17 protein-coding genes and 2 pseudogenes are annotated in these 15385 nt (G+C 56.9%); 9 read left to right on the top strand and 10 right to left on the bottom strand.

Features of this window, described 5'->3' with window-relative positions; genetic code table 11:
- Positions 1-122: 122 nt before the first annotated feature.
- Genes G7025_RS12665 through G7025_RS12655 form a run of 3 tightly spaced genes read left to right on the top strand, consistent with a single transcriptional unit; the run spans position 123 to position 1397 of the window.
- Entirely contained in the window at positions 123-374 is a 252-nt protein-coding gene (locus G7025_RS12665; RefSeq protein ID WP_181079544.1) for a hypothetical protein, read from the top strand.
- A 58-nt stretch (positions 375-432) separates the two neighbouring features.
- Entirely contained in the window at positions 433-858 is a 426-nt protein-coding gene (locus tag G7025_RS12660; RefSeq protein WP_181079543.1) for a structural protein, read from the top strand.
- Complete coding sequence (locus G7025_RS12655) at positions 855-1397, top strand: lysis system i-spanin subunit Rz (RefSeq protein ID WP_181079542.1); 543 nt, start codon at positions 855-857, stop codon at positions 1395-1397. The genes G7025_RS12660 and G7025_RS12655 overlap by 4 nt, the downstream gene beginning before the upstream one ends.
- A gap of 25 nt (positions 1398-1422) precedes the next feature.
- On the opposite strand, the gene G7025_RS12650 is transcribed toward G7025_RS12655, so the two are convergent.
- On the bottom strand, positions 1423-2247 hold the full coding sequence (locus tag G7025_RS12650) for a PDZ domain-containing protein (RefSeq protein ID WP_181079541.1): 825 nt from the start codon (positions 2245-2247) through the stop codon (positions 1423-1425).
- 90 nt (positions 2248-2337) lie between these two features.
- Positions 2338-2418: pseudogene (locus tag G7025_RS27070) on the bottom strand (DUF159 family protein); the annotation flags it as partial.
- A gap of 83 nt (positions 2419-2501) precedes the next feature.
- Between G7025_RS27070 and G7025_RS12645 the strand changes: the two are divergent.
- Positions 2502-2711 carry a hypothetical protein gene (locus G7025_RS12645; RefSeq protein WP_181079540.1) on the top strand — a complete coding sequence of 70 codons (210 nt, stop codon included), beginning with the start codon at positions 2502-2504 and terminating at the stop codon, positions 2709-2711.
- On the opposite strand, the gene G7025_RS12640 is transcribed toward G7025_RS12645, so the two are convergent.
- From G7025_RS12640 to G7025_RS12630, 3 genes are all read right to left on the bottom strand, one after another.
- On the bottom strand, positions 2690-3415 hold the full coding sequence (locus tag G7025_RS12640; protein WP_181079539.1) for a hypothetical protein: 726 nt from the start codon (positions 3413-3415) through the stop codon (positions 2690-2692). The genes G7025_RS12645 and G7025_RS12640 overlap by 22 nt on opposite strands.
- Positions 3416-3501: 86 nt before the next feature.
- Complete coding sequence (locus G7025_RS12635) at positions 3502-3711, bottom strand: hypothetical protein (RefSeq protein ID WP_181079538.1); 210 nt, start codon at positions 3709-3711, stop codon at positions 3502-3504.
- 572 nt (positions 3712-4283) lie between these two features.
- Positions 4284-5177, bottom strand: a complete 894-nt coding sequence (locus G7025_RS12630; protein ID WP_181079537.1) for an NAD(P)/FAD-dependent oxidoreductase — start codon at positions 5175-5177, stop codon at positions 4284-4286.
- 106 nt (positions 5178-5283) lie between these two features.
- Between G7025_RS12630 and G7025_RS12625 the strand changes: the two genes are divergently transcribed.
- A complete protein-coding gene (locus G7025_RS12625) occupies positions 5284-5913 on the top strand; it encodes a TetR/AcrR family transcriptional regulator (protein ID WP_181079536.1) in 630 nt (209 codons plus the stop codon).
- Positions 5914-6871: 958 nt separating this feature from the next.
- Positions 6872-7144, top strand: coding sequence for a hypothetical protein (locus G7025_RS12620; protein WP_181079535.1), 273 nt, complete (start codon positions 6872-6874; stop codon positions 7142-7144).
- A 49-nt stretch (positions 7145-7193) separates the two neighbouring features.
- Here G7025_RS12620 and G7025_RS12615 read toward each other — a convergent pair whose 3' ends face one another.
- The 4 genes and pseudogenes from G7025_RS12615 to G7025_RS12600 form a co-directional block, all read right to left on the bottom strand.
- Positions 7194-9794 carry a GAF domain-containing hybrid sensor histidine kinase/response regulator gene (locus G7025_RS12615; protein ID WP_181079534.1) on the bottom strand — a complete coding sequence of 867 codons (2601 nt, stop codon included), beginning with the start codon at positions 9792-9794 and terminating at the stop codon, positions 7194-7196.
- 189 nt (positions 9795-9983) lie between these two features.
- Entirely contained in the window at positions 9984-10244 is a 261-nt protein-coding gene (locus tag G7025_RS12610; protein ID WP_181079533.1) for a DUF6555 family protein, read from the bottom strand.
- 278 nt (positions 10245-10522) lie between these two features.
- Positions 10523-11214 (bottom strand): annotated as a pseudogene (locus G7025_RS12605) (DUF421 domain-containing protein).
- Positions 11215-11326: 112 nt separating this feature from the next.
- Positions 11327-11578: a hypothetical protein gene (locus G7025_RS12600; protein ID WP_181079532.1), complete on the bottom strand. Its 252-nt coding sequence runs from the start codon at positions 11576-11578 to the stop codon at positions 11327-11329.
- Positions 11579-11874: 296 nt separating this feature from the next.
- Between G7025_RS12600 and gabP the strand changes: the two genes are divergently transcribed.
- From gabP to G7025_RS12585, 3 genes are all read left to right on the top strand, one after another.
- Positions 11875-13284: a GABA permease gene (gene gabP / locus G7025_RS12595; RefSeq protein WP_181079531.1), complete on the top strand. Its 1410-nt coding sequence runs from the start codon at positions 11875-11877 to the stop codon at positions 13282-13284.
- Complete coding sequence (locus tag G7025_RS12590) at positions 13281-14354, top strand: choline metabolism transcriptional regulator GbdR (RefSeq protein ID WP_181079530.1); 1074 nt, start codon at positions 13281-13283, stop codon at positions 14352-14354. The genes gabP and G7025_RS12590 overlap by 4 nt, the downstream gene beginning before the upstream one ends.
- 140 nt (positions 14355-14494) lie before the next feature.
- Positions 14495-14692, top strand: a complete 198-nt coding sequence (locus G7025_RS12585; RefSeq protein WP_181079529.1) for a hypothetical protein — start codon at positions 14495-14497, stop codon at positions 14690-14692.
- A 53-nt stretch (positions 14693-14745) separates the two neighbouring features.
- Here the strand turns inward: G7025_RS12585 and G7025_RS12580 are convergent, their stop codons facing one another.
- A complete protein-coding gene (locus tag G7025_RS12580) occupies positions 14746-15264 on the bottom strand; it encodes an isochorismatase family protein (protein ID WP_181079528.1) in 519 nt (172 codons plus the stop codon).
- Between the last annotated feature and the right edge of the window lie 121 nt (positions 15265-15385).

Raw genomic sequence — 15385 nt, 5'->3', positions numbered from 1 at the left:
ACCCGACAGAATGGTGAGCTCATCGTCACATTGCTTCTACCGTGCGGGGCAGATGCCTCCGACGCCGCGAACTTTCCTTTCGATATTGTCAGCCCGCCTGACGGCAACGTGAGCCTGCCCCAATGAATATTGATTTTACCAAGATGAAGACCCGCGACCAGCTGTTGGCGGAGAAGGCTCGAGCAGAGCTTGAGTTGGTGCTAAGCAATCGCCGGGCTGCCTACCTTTCCGAGTCCGATCCGTTGCGCCTGGAAGCGGACTATGACGCGTTGAGCCAGGGCAGAGCGCCTGACTACACCGCCTGGCTTGCGTCGGTAGCGGCAATCAAGGCTCGGTTCCCGCTTCCGGTAAGCGCTTCCGCTTTAGACGCTTGACCGCCCTATACACCGCCACCCGCCGTCTAGCGGGTTTTTTTACGCCTGGAGAAAGCCAATGCCAATCACCGAACCCCGTGGGGTGCGCAACAACAACCCCGGCAACATCGACTACAAGCCGGCCAACCAGTGGCAAGGCCAGCTCAAGCCAGACCCTGCGATCGAGAAGCGGTTTGCCAGGTTCCACAGCCCGGAGAATGGAATTCGCGCCCTGGGCAAGCTGTTACTGACCTACCAGCGAAAGCATGGGCTGAAGACCGTGAAGGCAATCATCAGCCGGTGGGCACCGTCGGTGGAGAACGACACCTCTGCGTACGTGCGCGCCGTTGAAGCAAACACAGGCACCCGGCCTGGCGCCGAGGTCGACCTGGGCCAGCCGGCGGTGATGACTGGCTTCGTCAAAGCGATCATTCATCACGAAAACGCAGGGTACGCGTACCCCGACGCGGTGGTGGCGGAAGGCGTGCGGCGGGCGCTGGCATGACGCCGGTGCAGAAGCTGGTCGGTTTGTTGGGGCTGGTGCTGGTGTTGATGGCCGGCGCCGCGGGCGCGACCTGGCAGGTACAGGACTGGCGGATGGGAAATAAGCTGTCCGAGCAGGCCGGCCTGCATCAGGACGACTTGGCCAGGATCAGCATGGCGGCTGCCGACCAGGCCCGCGCCGAGCAGGATAAGCGCCTGGCCACCGAGCAACAGCTCGCCATCCAGGATCAACAACACACCAAGGAATTATCCGATGCCAAACTTACCCAGGCTGCTCTGCGCGATCGCCTTGCCACTGCTGATGTGCGGCTGTCAGTCCTTATCGACGCAGCGGATACAGCCAGTGGCTGCAACATGCCAACCGCCGCCGGCGCCGTCGGCGTGGTTCATGCAACCCGTCGAGCCCAACTTGACCCAGCGCATGCTCAAAGAATTATCGCCATCACCGGTGACGGGGATAACGCCATAATCGCCTTGCGTGCGTGCCAGTCGTATGTTCACGCAGTGAGCAGAAATAAACGGCAAGCGCTGCGAAACTAGGTATTCGCAGCGTAAGTTTTGATGCCTATAGGATCTTGTTAAGTTGAATGGTTTTTTTTATTGTTTTACCGTTTCGGCTGAGTGTGATCTGAACAGTTTTTCCGGCTTTTTCCTCAAGTAGGGATCCTAAATGATTTGCATTTTTTATTTTTTCTCCATCAAGCTCTTCTAATATATCTCCTGTTAATATATCTGCGTTGTAAGCCGGTGAGTCGTCAATAATGGTTGTTGTTTTTACCCCAAAATTTGATTGGCGTTCTTGCCGCTCTTGAGTTGTAAGATCTGCCGTACGCGCTCCAAATATTGATCTTTGTTTAATGTAGTAAACCGCAGCGTAATTTGCACGGTGCTCAGTTATGGGTACGTAGTCCGTGGTCGTGGTATAGGTTGTTTTGTTTCCTTTGATAAGTGCATTCTTCTGACCGTCAGGGCCCACCAAGATTGCTGAGCCTTCAGTCGTTGTTGTTGACGGTTTCACCACTGCCGTTGATGTCGTATAGCTGCCCGAATATTCAGGGTTTCTGATTACTACTAAATCAGCTTTTACCAATTTTCCCTGCAGTACTGCGAGGTTTGCAGGTATAGTTTGGGCGCTGCTGAACGAGGATGAGCCAATAGCTAGATAACTTTTCCGCTCCCACATACCCAAGCGTTCCTGCCCTTGCTCAGGACTCACGCTGTCTATTAAAGGCGTTTCCGGTGGGGCGCCATATCGAAACTTATCTATATTTTCAGCCGTAATTCCATTTACACTATTGTAGTGAGCTGTATATGGATTGTTGTTTATGCAGCCTGAAAGGATCGAGTAAGACAAAACAAAAAATATTATTTTGGCCGCAGCTTTTTTCAATTTTTTACTCCATTAGGTTAACGATCATCAAAGTTGTGATATCAATATAACATGACCTTGTGGAAATTTGTATGCGAGAACGCAGCACGTAGAGTTGGCAGAAGCACCGGGCATGTTCAGCGCTGCAACGAAGTCATGGATGCCGCTGTATTGCGATAGTCGTCCGCACATGATGGTCTCCGCTCGTCGGGCTTGATGAACAGCCGCGCGCCGGCCGATCTCTATAGCGTAGACACCGGCGCCGGAGATTCGTCATGACAACCGATATACAGCAGGTCAACGAGATGGAAGCGTGGCATGCACTGCTGAACGATTCGGAATTTGAAGCCGGCTCACCAGAATATCGTTATGAAACGCGCCTGGCTCTTGCGGACAATATGCTCGAGCGCAAGGTGATTGATTGCGGTGAATGGCGAGAGCTGGTCGAGGAGGCCGTTGCTGGTTATGCGGGCGACGTCGGCTGAGTGCCAGCTGTACTGACAAAGCCGTTACCTGCGCAGTTGCTGCAATCCTCGCGCTGTCCGAATCGGTCCAGGCAGGCACCGCACTTGGTGAACTGGGCAGAGAGGACTAGGGGGCGGGCCTTTCGATAGCTCTCAAAATCGCGGCTTTCCAAGGCGACCTGTGCGCAATCTACCAGCGCACGGTAGGTATCGGCATCGCAGATGACTGGGTAGACCTGCCCATAGATAAATTGCGCGGTCTGCACCAGATCGTATAGCTCACCAGATGGCGCGGTAAGCACCAGCCCATTTATCGCCCAAGCCTGGTTGTCGCTGCGAAACACCAAACGCAAGTCAGTCTTATCGCGAAATACCTTTCCATCAAACCCATCAGCACCTGGACCGATGGCTGAGTAATAGGTGTTGCTTCGGATGTACCCGACGCACGCCGATGTCGCTCGTCGAATGACGTCATAGTAGCCGCCATACGTGTACCCCGCAGGTGTGGTGACCAGCTCTTCAACCGCATGCCAATAAGCCGCGTCGGCCAGCTCATCCATCTCAAATTGCTCCATCTCATCAATGACCCCAGCCTCCAACATGTCACGAGTCTCCCACCGGCACATCGTCCGATGAGCCTCGGGGTTATCCATCCGGGACGCGTCGTCTTCGAGGATTCTCCGCCATTTGGCGAGCCATTCCTTTTTGAGTTCTGTAGGGGGCATGTGAGTGACTGCTTATTTTTACTGTATGCGTATACAGTAATCGAGCTTTGCCACTGATGCGATTCTAGGCGACGAGCTGTAAGGCATCACTCTGGCGACATTAACGCCGCCAATGTGAGCTTGATGAATTCCTCATTGTGACTGAGGGTGTCCAGGGCGCCTCGCACGTTTTCAGCTACATCGGCGGAGCCGCGCTGCTCGACCCATTTCGATAGTTCCATGATGGAGGCTTCGAGGGCCAACTGGTTTTCGTAAAGCTTGGAGAGTAGGGATGGGAGCAGGTCTGAGTTGGGCATCGGCGTTCCTCTGGTGGTGTGAACAGCTTAGCAGTGGGGCCTGGGGTTGGTTTAGGTTCGGCCGGCAGGACGCCGGGGAGGGTATGCACCATCGGCATATCGGTGCAAGAAGCGCCAGATTTGATTGTCCTGTTCGCGAGAACGAAAAAGCAATTTTATGCCAATTATATGGGCCGCAACGAACTATAACTATCTGAATACATTGAGGTAAATTAGGCGTAAAATTAATGGATTGCGGACCGGAAAATAGAGCGCAAGCCGCAGCCCGCTTGATTTTGGCGCGGGACTTAAAATCCCCCGCTCGTAAGGGCGTGCCGGTTCGATTCCGGCTTCGGGCACCATCTTACATTCCACTGAACGCTTTCGAGTTCCGTGGAAGCCTTGAAAAACCTGCCTTCTGGCGGGTTTTTTAGTTTTTGCATTCTGTCGGTTGCTGGTCCGGTTTGCTGAAATCAAGTCGTTTTAGGGGTGATTTCAGGGGTAGTAATTGGTTCGATTAAGGACAGTACCCTTATGTCGCGCACAACTGCTCCGCTTACTGATTCTGCCTGGCTCATCTCTAATCTGTGCCCTCAAACCAGCATCGACTGCTGGGCGAAGATGCCCGCCATCACGCCTTGCCATGAAGCCGTGCTGACAGATGCCATGAGAGGGTTGGCAAGGTCGCCGGCAGCGTAGACGCCGGGCACAGTGGTTTCGCGGCGCTCGTCGACCTTGAGCGCGATACCCAGGGGCGTATCGACCGTGGCGAGGCCCAGTGATTCATGCAGACGTGCGGAGGGCTTGTTGCGCGGATGCGCGAATAGGATGTCGACCGCAACAGAGGGGCCGGCGTCGAGCCTGACGGTGGTGTTGTGGCTCTCGTTATGCTCGATTTCAGTGATTCGGCCATCAACGACAGGGTTGCCGCGGCGCGCCAGATCGGCGCGGATGTCGGGTGGAATATCGTGACCATTGGCAAAGACCGTCAATGTGTCGGTCCAGTCGTGGTATAGCTTGACGTAGTTGTGCGACGGCGGACCTGACCAGACGAGGCCCCAATGCCGGCCCGCAACTTCAAAGCCGTCGCAATAGGGGCAGGGTACGATGGAGGTTCCCCAGCCTTTGGCAAAGCCGTGAAGTTCAGGCATCTGGTCGACGACGCCATAACTCAGGATCAGCCGGCGTGCCCTGTGGCTTTCGCCATCGCCAGTGAGGATGGAGAAATCGTTAATGGTTCCAGAGATATTCTCGGCCCGGGCAGTGACAAGACTGACCGTAGGGTAGCGCGCAAGCTGTTGCCGCGCTTCGGCCAGAATCTCTTGCGGTGGCTTGTGATCGTGGCCAAGCAAACCATGCGAGTGCTTGGCGAAGCGATTACGCGGAAGGCCCGTATCGAATACGGTGACTTTTCGGCGGGCACGACCAAGCTGTAGAGCGGCGGCAAGACCCGCAAAACTGCCGCCGATAATGATGACGTCATTCATGGTGATAGGCTCCACGTTGTGGCTGAAGGGACTTGAATTTTACTTTTCTGGTACTTGCGAGTACCATAATTCCATAGTTAAGATACTGTCAAGTACTGGAATTCTTATGACCGAAATTTGCCAGACCCGGCGCGGCCGGCCAGCCAACGAGGCGCTCAGCCAAACGATCGTCGACGCCGCCGGCGAACTTTTTATGGAGTTGGGATTTCAAGCGACAACGATGGACAAGGTCGCCCAGCGGGCAAAAATATCCAAGCTAAGCATCTACCGGCACTTCGAGAACAAGGAGGCGCTGTTCAGTGCGGCCATCGCGGCCCACTGCCATCAGTTTGCACCGCAGGCCATTGCCGAAGGCGTCGACGGCTCGGCTGCAGATCAGCTCATGGCGGTGGGGACATTCCTGCTGCGCACATTGTTGAGTCCGCAAGTGCGCAGTGTTGAGGCCATGATCATGGTCGACAAGACGAAGCAAAAGTCGTTGAGCAAGCTTCATTACGAAGCCGGTCCCGCCTATGTCGTTGCCCAGATCGAGGCCCTGTTGCGCCAGTTGCACGCGGAGGCGATGCTAAATGTGCCCGACCCTTTGGAGTCTGCCCGTTTGTTTGCCGCGCTTATCAAAGGGTCCGATCTTCTGATGATCGCCCGCTTCGATGAGGCGAAGGCAAAGGACGACAATGAAGTCGAATCCTATTGCCGGTCGGCCGTCGCCATGTTCATCGCAGCGCACGGTGTTTAGTGGTTGATTTGAACGCTTGATGTCGGTCGTTAACTGGACATCACTGGTCTCTGTTCCATGAAGCGCCAGGGCGGGGGGCACTTATCGGCTTCATCCTAAGAGCCTTTGGCATGCTTTCCACTGCATTGCTTTAACTCACCCTTCTGGCCCAGCATTTAATTACTGGGCCAATTCGCGGGATCTTAAGCTTAAGTCTGCGCACTCTGTCCGGCGAATGGCTTTATCGTTTGGTCCTGTCGCCAAGGCCATCTGCCCTGACTGATCACTCGGAACCAGTCATCAAAGCGGCTGCCCGCTGGTCAACTCGATCGCCTGCGTCCAGACGCTGCTTACCAGCCCCTTGGAAACCACTACCGGGCAAGTCTCACCGTCACACGCAGGGCGTACTGACCTTGGTCGCACTCCAACTGCTGATTTTCGCGGGTTGCTGGTTTGCGCCACCTGAGATTTTGCCGCTAAGCCTTTGGCGTAAGTTCGCTCAAACTCGGGGCTGGCTTCTTTGATAAGGCGCATGGCTTATCTTGTACAAAACTGAATTTTTTGTACAAATAAATGTCAACGGCTCATGTTTCGCACGGGTGCCCGGAGCCATGGACAACACTGAAGACTTTCGATTCGAAGCGCACAAATACCTGCTAGAAATGGATGCAGCCGTCACTGAGCTCATGATGCTCGTGGTGTCGGGAAAAACCTGCGGGGCGCAGTGGGATAAGGCGAATGCACGCTATGACAACGCCCACACGGAATGGGCCAGGTTTTTGAGACCCAGGGGGGCGGTTCCTATGTCTACGAAAATGCACCAGGCAACGTAGGCATCAGGCGGATTGCAAGGGCCTGCCGTACTTCGAGCACCGCTTATCGGATATCAATCCGGTGGTCGGCCGTGTAGTGGCAATTCATCATCATCTGCGCTAGAAATATCCCGCAGGCAGGATGTCACTACGACGGGGAGGTGTGTATGAAATGGATGCTTCGACTCATTAATTCGCAAGGCGAGATGTTCTACAGCGAAGCTGCCGACATTCAAGGCAACAGGCGCTTATGCCGTCATCCGCAGTTTGCAGAGCAGTTTGACAGCTTGCCGGATGCCGAACGCGGCTTGAGCTACTTCCAGCTCCTTTGGGAGTTTCGCGCGTACGTTATGGACGTCACCGAAATGCGCGCTGGCGAATGCTTCGGTGCTCAGGGGATGTCTATTCGTGGCGCGACGGAAGGCACCGCCATTTGCTGAGCGATTCAAATCGCTCTGCATGAAACAAATCATCTTCCAGAATGGGCTGTCAGTGCTCATCCCGCGACTCACCACGCAGTCGCGAGAGGCTTGCCGCGAGTTCATTCTTGCGAAAGGGTTTGGTAAGCCGTGGCAGATCCGGGTCAAGCCCCTCGCGCTCGGCGTAGCCGGAGACGAGCAGGATCGCGGTTCCAGGCCTGGAGGTGCGGACCACCCTGGCCAGATCGGTGCCATTGATGCCCGGCATGAGATGGTCTGTGACGAGAAGGTCAAAGGGCTCACCGGTGGCCATCAGTTGCATGGCTTCCTCGCCCGACGCGGCCTCGATCACGCGATAGCCCAGCTCTGCCAGCATGTAAGCGGTGCTGGCGCGTACCAATTCTTCATCATCGACCAGCAGCGCGATTGCGTGCGTCAATTGCGGCTCCGGCGCTTCGGCAATGCGCAGAGTCGCTGCCGGCTCGCTCATGCTGCGCGGCAACCACAGCTCCACATTCGTTCCCAGGCCCGGCGAGCTCTGAATCGTGAGTGCGCCGTTCAACTGTGATGCCAGGCCATGCACCATTGAAAGACCAAGGCCCGTTCCTTTGCCCACGCCCTTGGTGGAGAAGAACGGCTCCACCGCCCGGGCGAGTGTCGCGGCGTCCATGCCCGTGCCGGTGTCCGCGACGGACAAACACAGGTATTCGCCTGGCGCCAGCTTCGCCCGGTGCCCTTCGCCGACTGAGGCGGTGCTGGCGGATATGCGCATCGTCCCGCCGGCGAGCATCGCATCGCGCGCGTTCACGGACAGGTTGAGCAGGGCCATCTCGAGTTGGTTCTGATCGGCGATGGCCGCAGGCAGGTTTGCCGGAGCATCGACGACCACCTTGATCTGAGGCCCGGTCGTGCTGGCCACCAGATCAGCCATATCGCTTATCAACTTCGCCACGTCGACCGGAGCCGTCTGAAGCGGTTGCCGGCGAGCAAAGGCAAGCAGGCGCTGCACGAGCGTCCTGGCGCGTTCCGCCGACTGCATTGCACCGCCTATAAGCCGCTGCTCTCGCTCGCCGCCCACGCCTCGTCGCTGGAGCATGTCGAGTGTGCCGACAATCGGCGTAAGCAGGTTATTGAAGTCATGGGCGACACCGCCGGTAAGCTGCCCCATGGCTTCCATCTTCTGGCTTTGGCGCAGCGCCTTTTGGGCTTCTTCCCGTTCGGCGATGGCTTGTGCGATGCGTTCTTCAAGGGAGGCGTTAAGCTCGCGCAGCTTTTCCTCGGCCGCCTTGCGGGCGGTGATTTCAACCACCGTGCCGGTTACGCGCAAACACAGGCCAGCCGCATCGAACACGCCCCGACCCTTGGCCGCGACCCAGCGAACGATGCCGTCCTCCCGGCCAATGGTACGGTAATCGACCTCGTAGAGCGCCCGACGCTCAGGGTCAACGGCGGCCGTGAAGGCTTCAATCGTTGCTTCACGATCCTCGGGATGCAGCCCGTCATAGAAGTCCTGCAGCGTGACCGGCACGTCGGGCGAGATGCCGAACATGGCCTTGGTCTGTGACGGCCACACCAGCGTGTTCTGAACGAAATCCACATCCCAGAAACCCACATCGGCGTGATCGACCGCCAGGCGCAATCTCGCCTCGCTGATACGGATCGCCGAATCCGCGCGGGCGCGATGAACCACCAGCCCTACCGTCTGAACCACGAAGTCGATGATCTCGATATCGGCGGCTAACGGCTTGCGCAGCTCGTGGTGATACAACACAAAAGCGCCCAGCAGGACGCCTTGCGCCGAGCAGATCGGGGTTGACCAGCAAACGTGAAGGCGCTGCTGGAGGGCCAAATCGCGAAACGCAGCCCAGTGCGCATCGTTCGTGATGTCGGCCATGGCGGTCTCAGCGTCCTGGTGGCGCACTTGCGCGGCGACGCCAAGGCCTGTAACGGCGGCTTTGAACGCGTCCGGCAGGGTCGGGCCCGCGCAGTATTCCAGGTACTCGCTGGTTTCATCCAGGAGCAGGATGCTTCCGCGCAAACCCGAGGGGGACAGCATTTGTACCTCGTGGACGATCGCATCCAGCGTGAGGTCCAAGGGCGTTTGCGCTACCGCCAGTTCGAGAATTCGATTTTGTGTGGCCCCAAGGGCTTCGCCACGATTACGCGCCTGGGTCAAACGCGCATTCTCGATGGCGATCGTTGCCAGTCGCGCCAGGCTTTCCAGCCGTTTGATCGTATCGGGGTCGTGGTCGCTGACGTCTGACCAGTAAGCGCCCAACGCCGCAATCGGAACCGGCCTGCCGATGGGCACCATCACCAGGCTGCGCACAAAGGTGGGCGCATAAGCGTCCTGCGGAATGCGTGGATCGAGCCGAACGTCACGGATCGCAACCGTCTCGCGGTGACGCATTGACCACCCTGAGATGCAGTGATCGGCTGGAAAGCTCTGGCCCTGCCAAAGCGGAGACACCGCATCTTCAGCCACGTAAGCGCAGCGGCCTTCGTTCTCGATGATTACCGCCACGCCTTCGGCGCCAACCGTGGCACGGGCGGTGTCCCGCAGCACGCTGACGACTTCGTCTACCGAGGCTGCCCTGGCCAGCCGCTCGCTGGCATTGAGCACATGGGACAAGCGGTCATCATCGATAAGATCCACCGGAATATTCAGCAAATGGATCTCCCAACGGCCATGGAGTCGTCATCCACGGTCTGATTCAAATTGAAGGTGAAGAAAGCAGTATGGCAGCGCAGGTGTTTCTTTCGGCGCGGTCGGGTTTCAGTTTCTCAGAAAAGCATGTTTCAAGCACCACCGTGGTGCGAGCAGGCGACCGGTAGTCATCGGTCTGCTTCTGCTGCACACCTAAGACGGCACGTATGGCTTCGGTATAAAGGGCACATCGCCTGAGATACGCCACTTTACGTTTTCGATGCCATAGCGCTCAGCCAGTGGTTTGCTTATTCGTTTTATCTTGTCGTTACGAGACTTGGGGATTACCCCTATTCCCGCATCGCAGCAGGCCCAATGCCACGCCTCAGCGTTGTTCATGACATCCGCTCGGATGATGAAAGATTTAGGCGAGCGGTGGAGATCATATTCGATGATGTATAACAAGTTCGGCATTTTAGCTCCTTCTAAAACACCTTTGTTCTTGATTCAAAATCGAAGGTTCAGAATATTTTCTTATACTTATATGGATGATTTGTACAAGTTTGTCGCTTCGCTTTAACGGTGCCGCTTGTCGGCACTCTTGGAGAAAAATGGATCTGATGAACACTCTTTATTTTCTAAGACTGTATGCCTGTTCTTACGGGCAGACTCTAAGTCCAACTCCTGTTTCGCCCGCACATTGTGCGGGCTTTTTTTCGCGGGTGTGCCTGTCGGTTGGCGACCAGGCTCACTTATCGACAACGTCGCGTGGTCAAGGCCGTTGACCACACTTCTTTATCGCACCGCACGCAACGAGCGTGTTGCCCCTGCTTGAGATCGCGCGGCAAACCACAATTTACGCAGCAATACAGCGCTGACGCGGGAGCGATGTGGTATTCGGTGCGGTGTTCAAGGGGCAGTACAGATAATCCTGGTTGTATATCCTGCGGTTCATAAAAATACAGACTGATGTCCCCATCCGTTTCGACAAGCCCCAGCCTGACTTGCCCCAAGTGCTCTACACCCTGCTGCCGTAACTCCATCAATAACTCACTCGATGATATGTTCACCTGCTCCAGGGACTTTAATTCATAAAGGCCGTTTTTAATGACCGTTACGGGCACGCCGTCAATCCATGACTCGAATCGCTTGCTCTTTGTCATGATCAGGACGGTCATGCGATATAGAACCAGGAGGGTGAGAAATACCACTGCAACGGGTAACAGCGGCACGTCGTGATAAAAAGATACATCGCCGGCGGCCGAGCCCAGCGTCAAGATAACCACGAGTTCAAAAAGCGATAACTGCCGGATTCTCGACGGCCGCTGGACTTCAAAAATAGAAAAACAGCCAGGAAGGCAAACGCTGCTCGAAGTACAACCTCCAGCAAAAACGACAGCGGGAACTCATCCAATAACATTCGCTGAATATCGAAGGGCGACATGTTTACCTCAGGGTTATAGATAGACCGCGAGCCGTTGTGCGCGAGGCGGGGCTGATCGCCTCAGCTATGTCGAGCCAAGGCAATGGGGGTAGGCTGATACTCCGATCAATGCTCAATGCTGAGGCGCGGACCATACGGACAGTTCCTTGAGCTTCTTTTCGGTCGCCGCATCGAACGCCGACTGCAACGCTTGCGCCGTCTCATCGGTAATGCTGCCCGAACACAGCAAGCCGATAACTAAACCATTGGCCCGCGCTCCGGCCTTCACCGCCATGATCATTGATCCTGCCTTTTGAATTTCAGCCATGATTTTGTCCACCTGGCGGCTCACCGCGGCGGGCAGTTCTTTGTTGAAATCGACCATTTTTCATACTCCACACACAAGGTCTTGCTGGCTTTAAGCCTTCTCATGGAGCTTTGCGCTCTCTGCTCTAGAAGATTCCTGAAAGACGCCGGCGTTCCAATAATTTGGATCCAACTCGACCCGGTCAGGAAAGGTGCCGGTAGGATTTCGGTGTCGCTATCAGGCGATCGGATGACGCAATGAGGCTGTTTTAAGTGGCGACCGGCCGCGTACTGTGACCCGTCATTGAGAAATGATGATCGCCTGACCTTCTGGTCAGCACGTCTGAATGTCGATCACAGAGAATAAAAAAAACGATGAATAGCCTGAGTTCCAAAAATTCGAACGGCCAGCTGGCGCAAGGCTTCAAGCCGCGGCATGTCACCATGCTCTCCATTGCAGGCATTATCGGCGCTGGGTTGTTCGTAGGGTCCGGGCATGCAATCGCGGCTGCGGGCCCGGCGGTGATGCTGGCGTATTTCTTTTCCGGCCTGTTGGTAGTGCTGGTCATGCGCATGCTGGGGGAAATGGCGGTGGCCAACCCGGACACCGGCTCTTTCTCCACCTATGCCGACCAGGCCATCGGCCGCTGGGCCGGGTTTACGATCGGTTGGCTGTACTGGTGGTTCTGGGTGTTGGTAATCCCCATCGAAGCCCTGGCCGCCGGGCATATTTTCAACCAGTGGTTCCCGCAGATCGACGCTTGGCTGTTCGCCTTGTTGTCGATCTTTTTGTTGGTGGTCACCAATTTGTTCAGTGTCTCCAAGTACGGCGAATTCGAGTTCTGGTTTGCCATGGCCAAGGTCGTCGCAATCATCGGCTTTATCGGTCTCGGAGGCGCGGTATTGATGGGCTGGATTCCAGAACACGAAGCCAGCGGTTTGAGTCGATTGATGCAAGAACATGGCGGTTTCGCGCCCAATGGCCTGTCAGCAGTGGTCGGCGCGTTCATTACCATCATGTTCAGCTTTATCGGGACGGAAGCCGTCACCATCGCGGCGGCGGAGTCCGATAATCCCGCGCAGAACATTGCCCGCGCCACCCGTTCGGTGATGTGGCGAATCGGCGTGTTCTATGTGCTGTCGATCTTCGTGGTGATTTCCGTCGTGCCGTGGGATGACCCGCTGCTGGCTTCGGTAGGCTCCTATCAACGGGCGCTGGAATTGATGAATATTCCCCACGCCAAATTGCTGGTGGATGGGGTGGTGCTGATCGCCGTGGCCAGTTGCATGAACTCTTCCATCTACATCGCTTCTCGCATGTTGTATTCCTTGGGCAAGCGCGGGGATGCGCCGACGCTGATGAAACGCACGTCCGCAGCCAGTGTGCCCAGGGCCGCAGTGATCGCCAGCACCGTGCTGGGGGCTGGCGTGACGTTGCTCAGCTATTTCATGCCGGCCGGGCTGTTCCAGTTTCTGTTGGCCAGTTCCGGGGCTATCGCGTTGTTGGTTTACCTGGTCATCGCCGTTTCGCAATTGCGTATGCGCAAGGTCATGCAGCGTCGCAAGGTCACACTGACGTTCAAAATGTGGCTGTTTCCGTGGCTCACCTGGCTGGTCATCGCATTCATCTGCGCTGCGCTGGGCGTGATGCTGTTGACACCCGAGCATCGCCTTGAGGTGTCATCCACGATCGGGCTGGCGTTGCTGATTGCGCTGGTGGGTGTGGTCACTGCACGCCAAGCTGCGCCAGTAGGCGGGGCGCTGCCCGTGGTGTCGCCACCATGAGCGCGCGGCCTGTTACCTGCGTCCTGTTTGTGCTGCTGGATCAGTTCACGCTGATCTCATTGGCGTCTGCGGTAGAGCCGCTGCGCATGGCCAACCAACTGTCGGGGCAGGAGCTCTATCGTTGGTACACCGCCAGTATTGATGGCGCGCCCATTTGGGCCAGCGATGGCGTGCCTATCACGCCCGACAGTGCCGTCGGCACCGCGCCGTCGGCCGACAGCGTTCTTGTGTGCGGCGGCACGGGCATTCAAAACACGGTGACCCCCGAGCTGGTCAAGTGGCTGCGCACACAAGCGCGCTACGCCAAACGCCTGGGCGGCATTTGTACTGGCAGTTGGGTATTGGCTCGAGCGGGACTGTTGGACGGTTTCGAATGCAGCGTCCACTGGGAATGGTTGGCGGCCATGCAAGAGGCTTTTCCGCGCGTGACCGTCAGCCCGAGCCTGTTTACCCTCGACCGGGATCGGCTCACCAGTTCCGGCGGAACCGCGCCGATGGACATGATGCTGCAACTGATCGGCCTCGATCACGGGTACGAACTCTCAGCGGCGATTTCGGACATGTTCGTCTACGAGCGCATGCGCAATGAGCAAGACCATCAGCGCATCCCCCTCAAGCACATGCTGGGCACCCAGCAACCCAAGTTGCAGGAAATCGTGACGCTGATGGAGGCGAATCTGGAGGAGCCGCTCGAGCTGGACCATCTTGCGCAGTATGTAGACCTTTCCCGTCGACAGCTTGAGCGCATGTTCCAGAAGTATTTGCACTGCTCACCCTCACGCTATTACCTGCGGCTGCGGTTGATTCGGGCTCGCCAATTGCTCAAGCAGACGCCGATCTCAATCGTCGAGCTGGCGTTGCTCTGTGGCTTTGTGTCCACACCGCACTTTTCCAAATGTTATCGAGAGTATTTCGGCGTACCGCCCAGCGATGAACGTCTGGCGAACCCTGAACGAGCGATCGTGCAAAAGCCGGTCATCAGCGTCACGCGCACGCCGATGCCCATGAGTGTGTTGGAGCACGCGCGCACCGAGGCGACCTTTGGCAGCGTGAGAAACCTCAAAGGCTGAATCAGCGCTTTTTGCCTCACCAACCTTGGCGTTCACGAGGCTTTGCACCGTTCGTCCAGAGCCCGGCACTCGCCGTTGCATGCCGCCTCTGATGGGTAGGCGCGGATATTCCGTGGCTCAGTCATCAACGGAGAACCAGCATGGAAATCGATGAGAACGCACCGGGCAATCTTTCACAGCAGGCCGTGACGCGGGGCACCGACAACGAGACCGGGCACGACCCGCGTAAGGGCGACGACGCAGTGCCATTGCCACCGGATGACGAGGCTCCGCTGGAGGAGGACATGTCGGATGTCGACGCGGCTGATTCGGTTGCCAGTGAGCACCCGGACAACTGATGTGTCATGTGCGGGGAGGGCGCCCGCTTGCTCCCCGCAATGGCTATCGCTGTCTAGAAGCGCCAATCCTCAGCATTGATCACCTGGCAGAACGGCCCATGCAACGTTGCATTGTGGTGGGCTACGATGTCCCTGGCCTGCATCGCTGCTGTGTCCGAGCAGGTGTGCCCATCAGCGATGAGCACCGCATCGAATCCAAGATCACGCGCGGCGCGGCACGTGCTGTCGACGCAATACTGAGTTTTCATGCCTGTAATCACTACGCCCGTAGCGCCGTGAGCGCGCAAATTGTCCGCCAGGTCGGTCTGGACAAAGGCGTTGGGCCGCTGTTTTTCAAAAACCACCTCTGCACCTGAAAGTATCAGCTCCGATGCCAGCATCGTGAGCGGGTTGTCCGGCGCCATCGGCGACTCCGCAGGTCCGACGTGGCGAGCGAGAAAAATCGGAGCGCCCGCGCGGCGAGCTTGCTCCATCAGGCTGTTCAGGGTGTCCAGCAATATGCCGCAACGCCAGGGTTTTTCCGGGCCGTGAACCAGGCCGACTTGGATATCGAGTACCAACAGTGCATACATGGGTGCAGCTCCTTGCATTAACACCAGCAACACAAGGCACAAAAAAGGCCCTGTCCATTGCTGGCGGGCCTTTGAAGTTCGTTGGCTATACGCTCACGACACCTCGTACGCGCCGCTTTCA

It is taken from the genome of Pseudomonas lurida, assembly GCF_013522705.1.
GTDB lineage: Bacteria > Pseudomonadota > Gammaproteobacteria > Pseudomonadales > Pseudomonadaceae > Aquipseudomonas > Aquipseudomonas quebecensis.
This window is presented reverse-complemented; position numbering and strand designations above follow the sequence as displayed.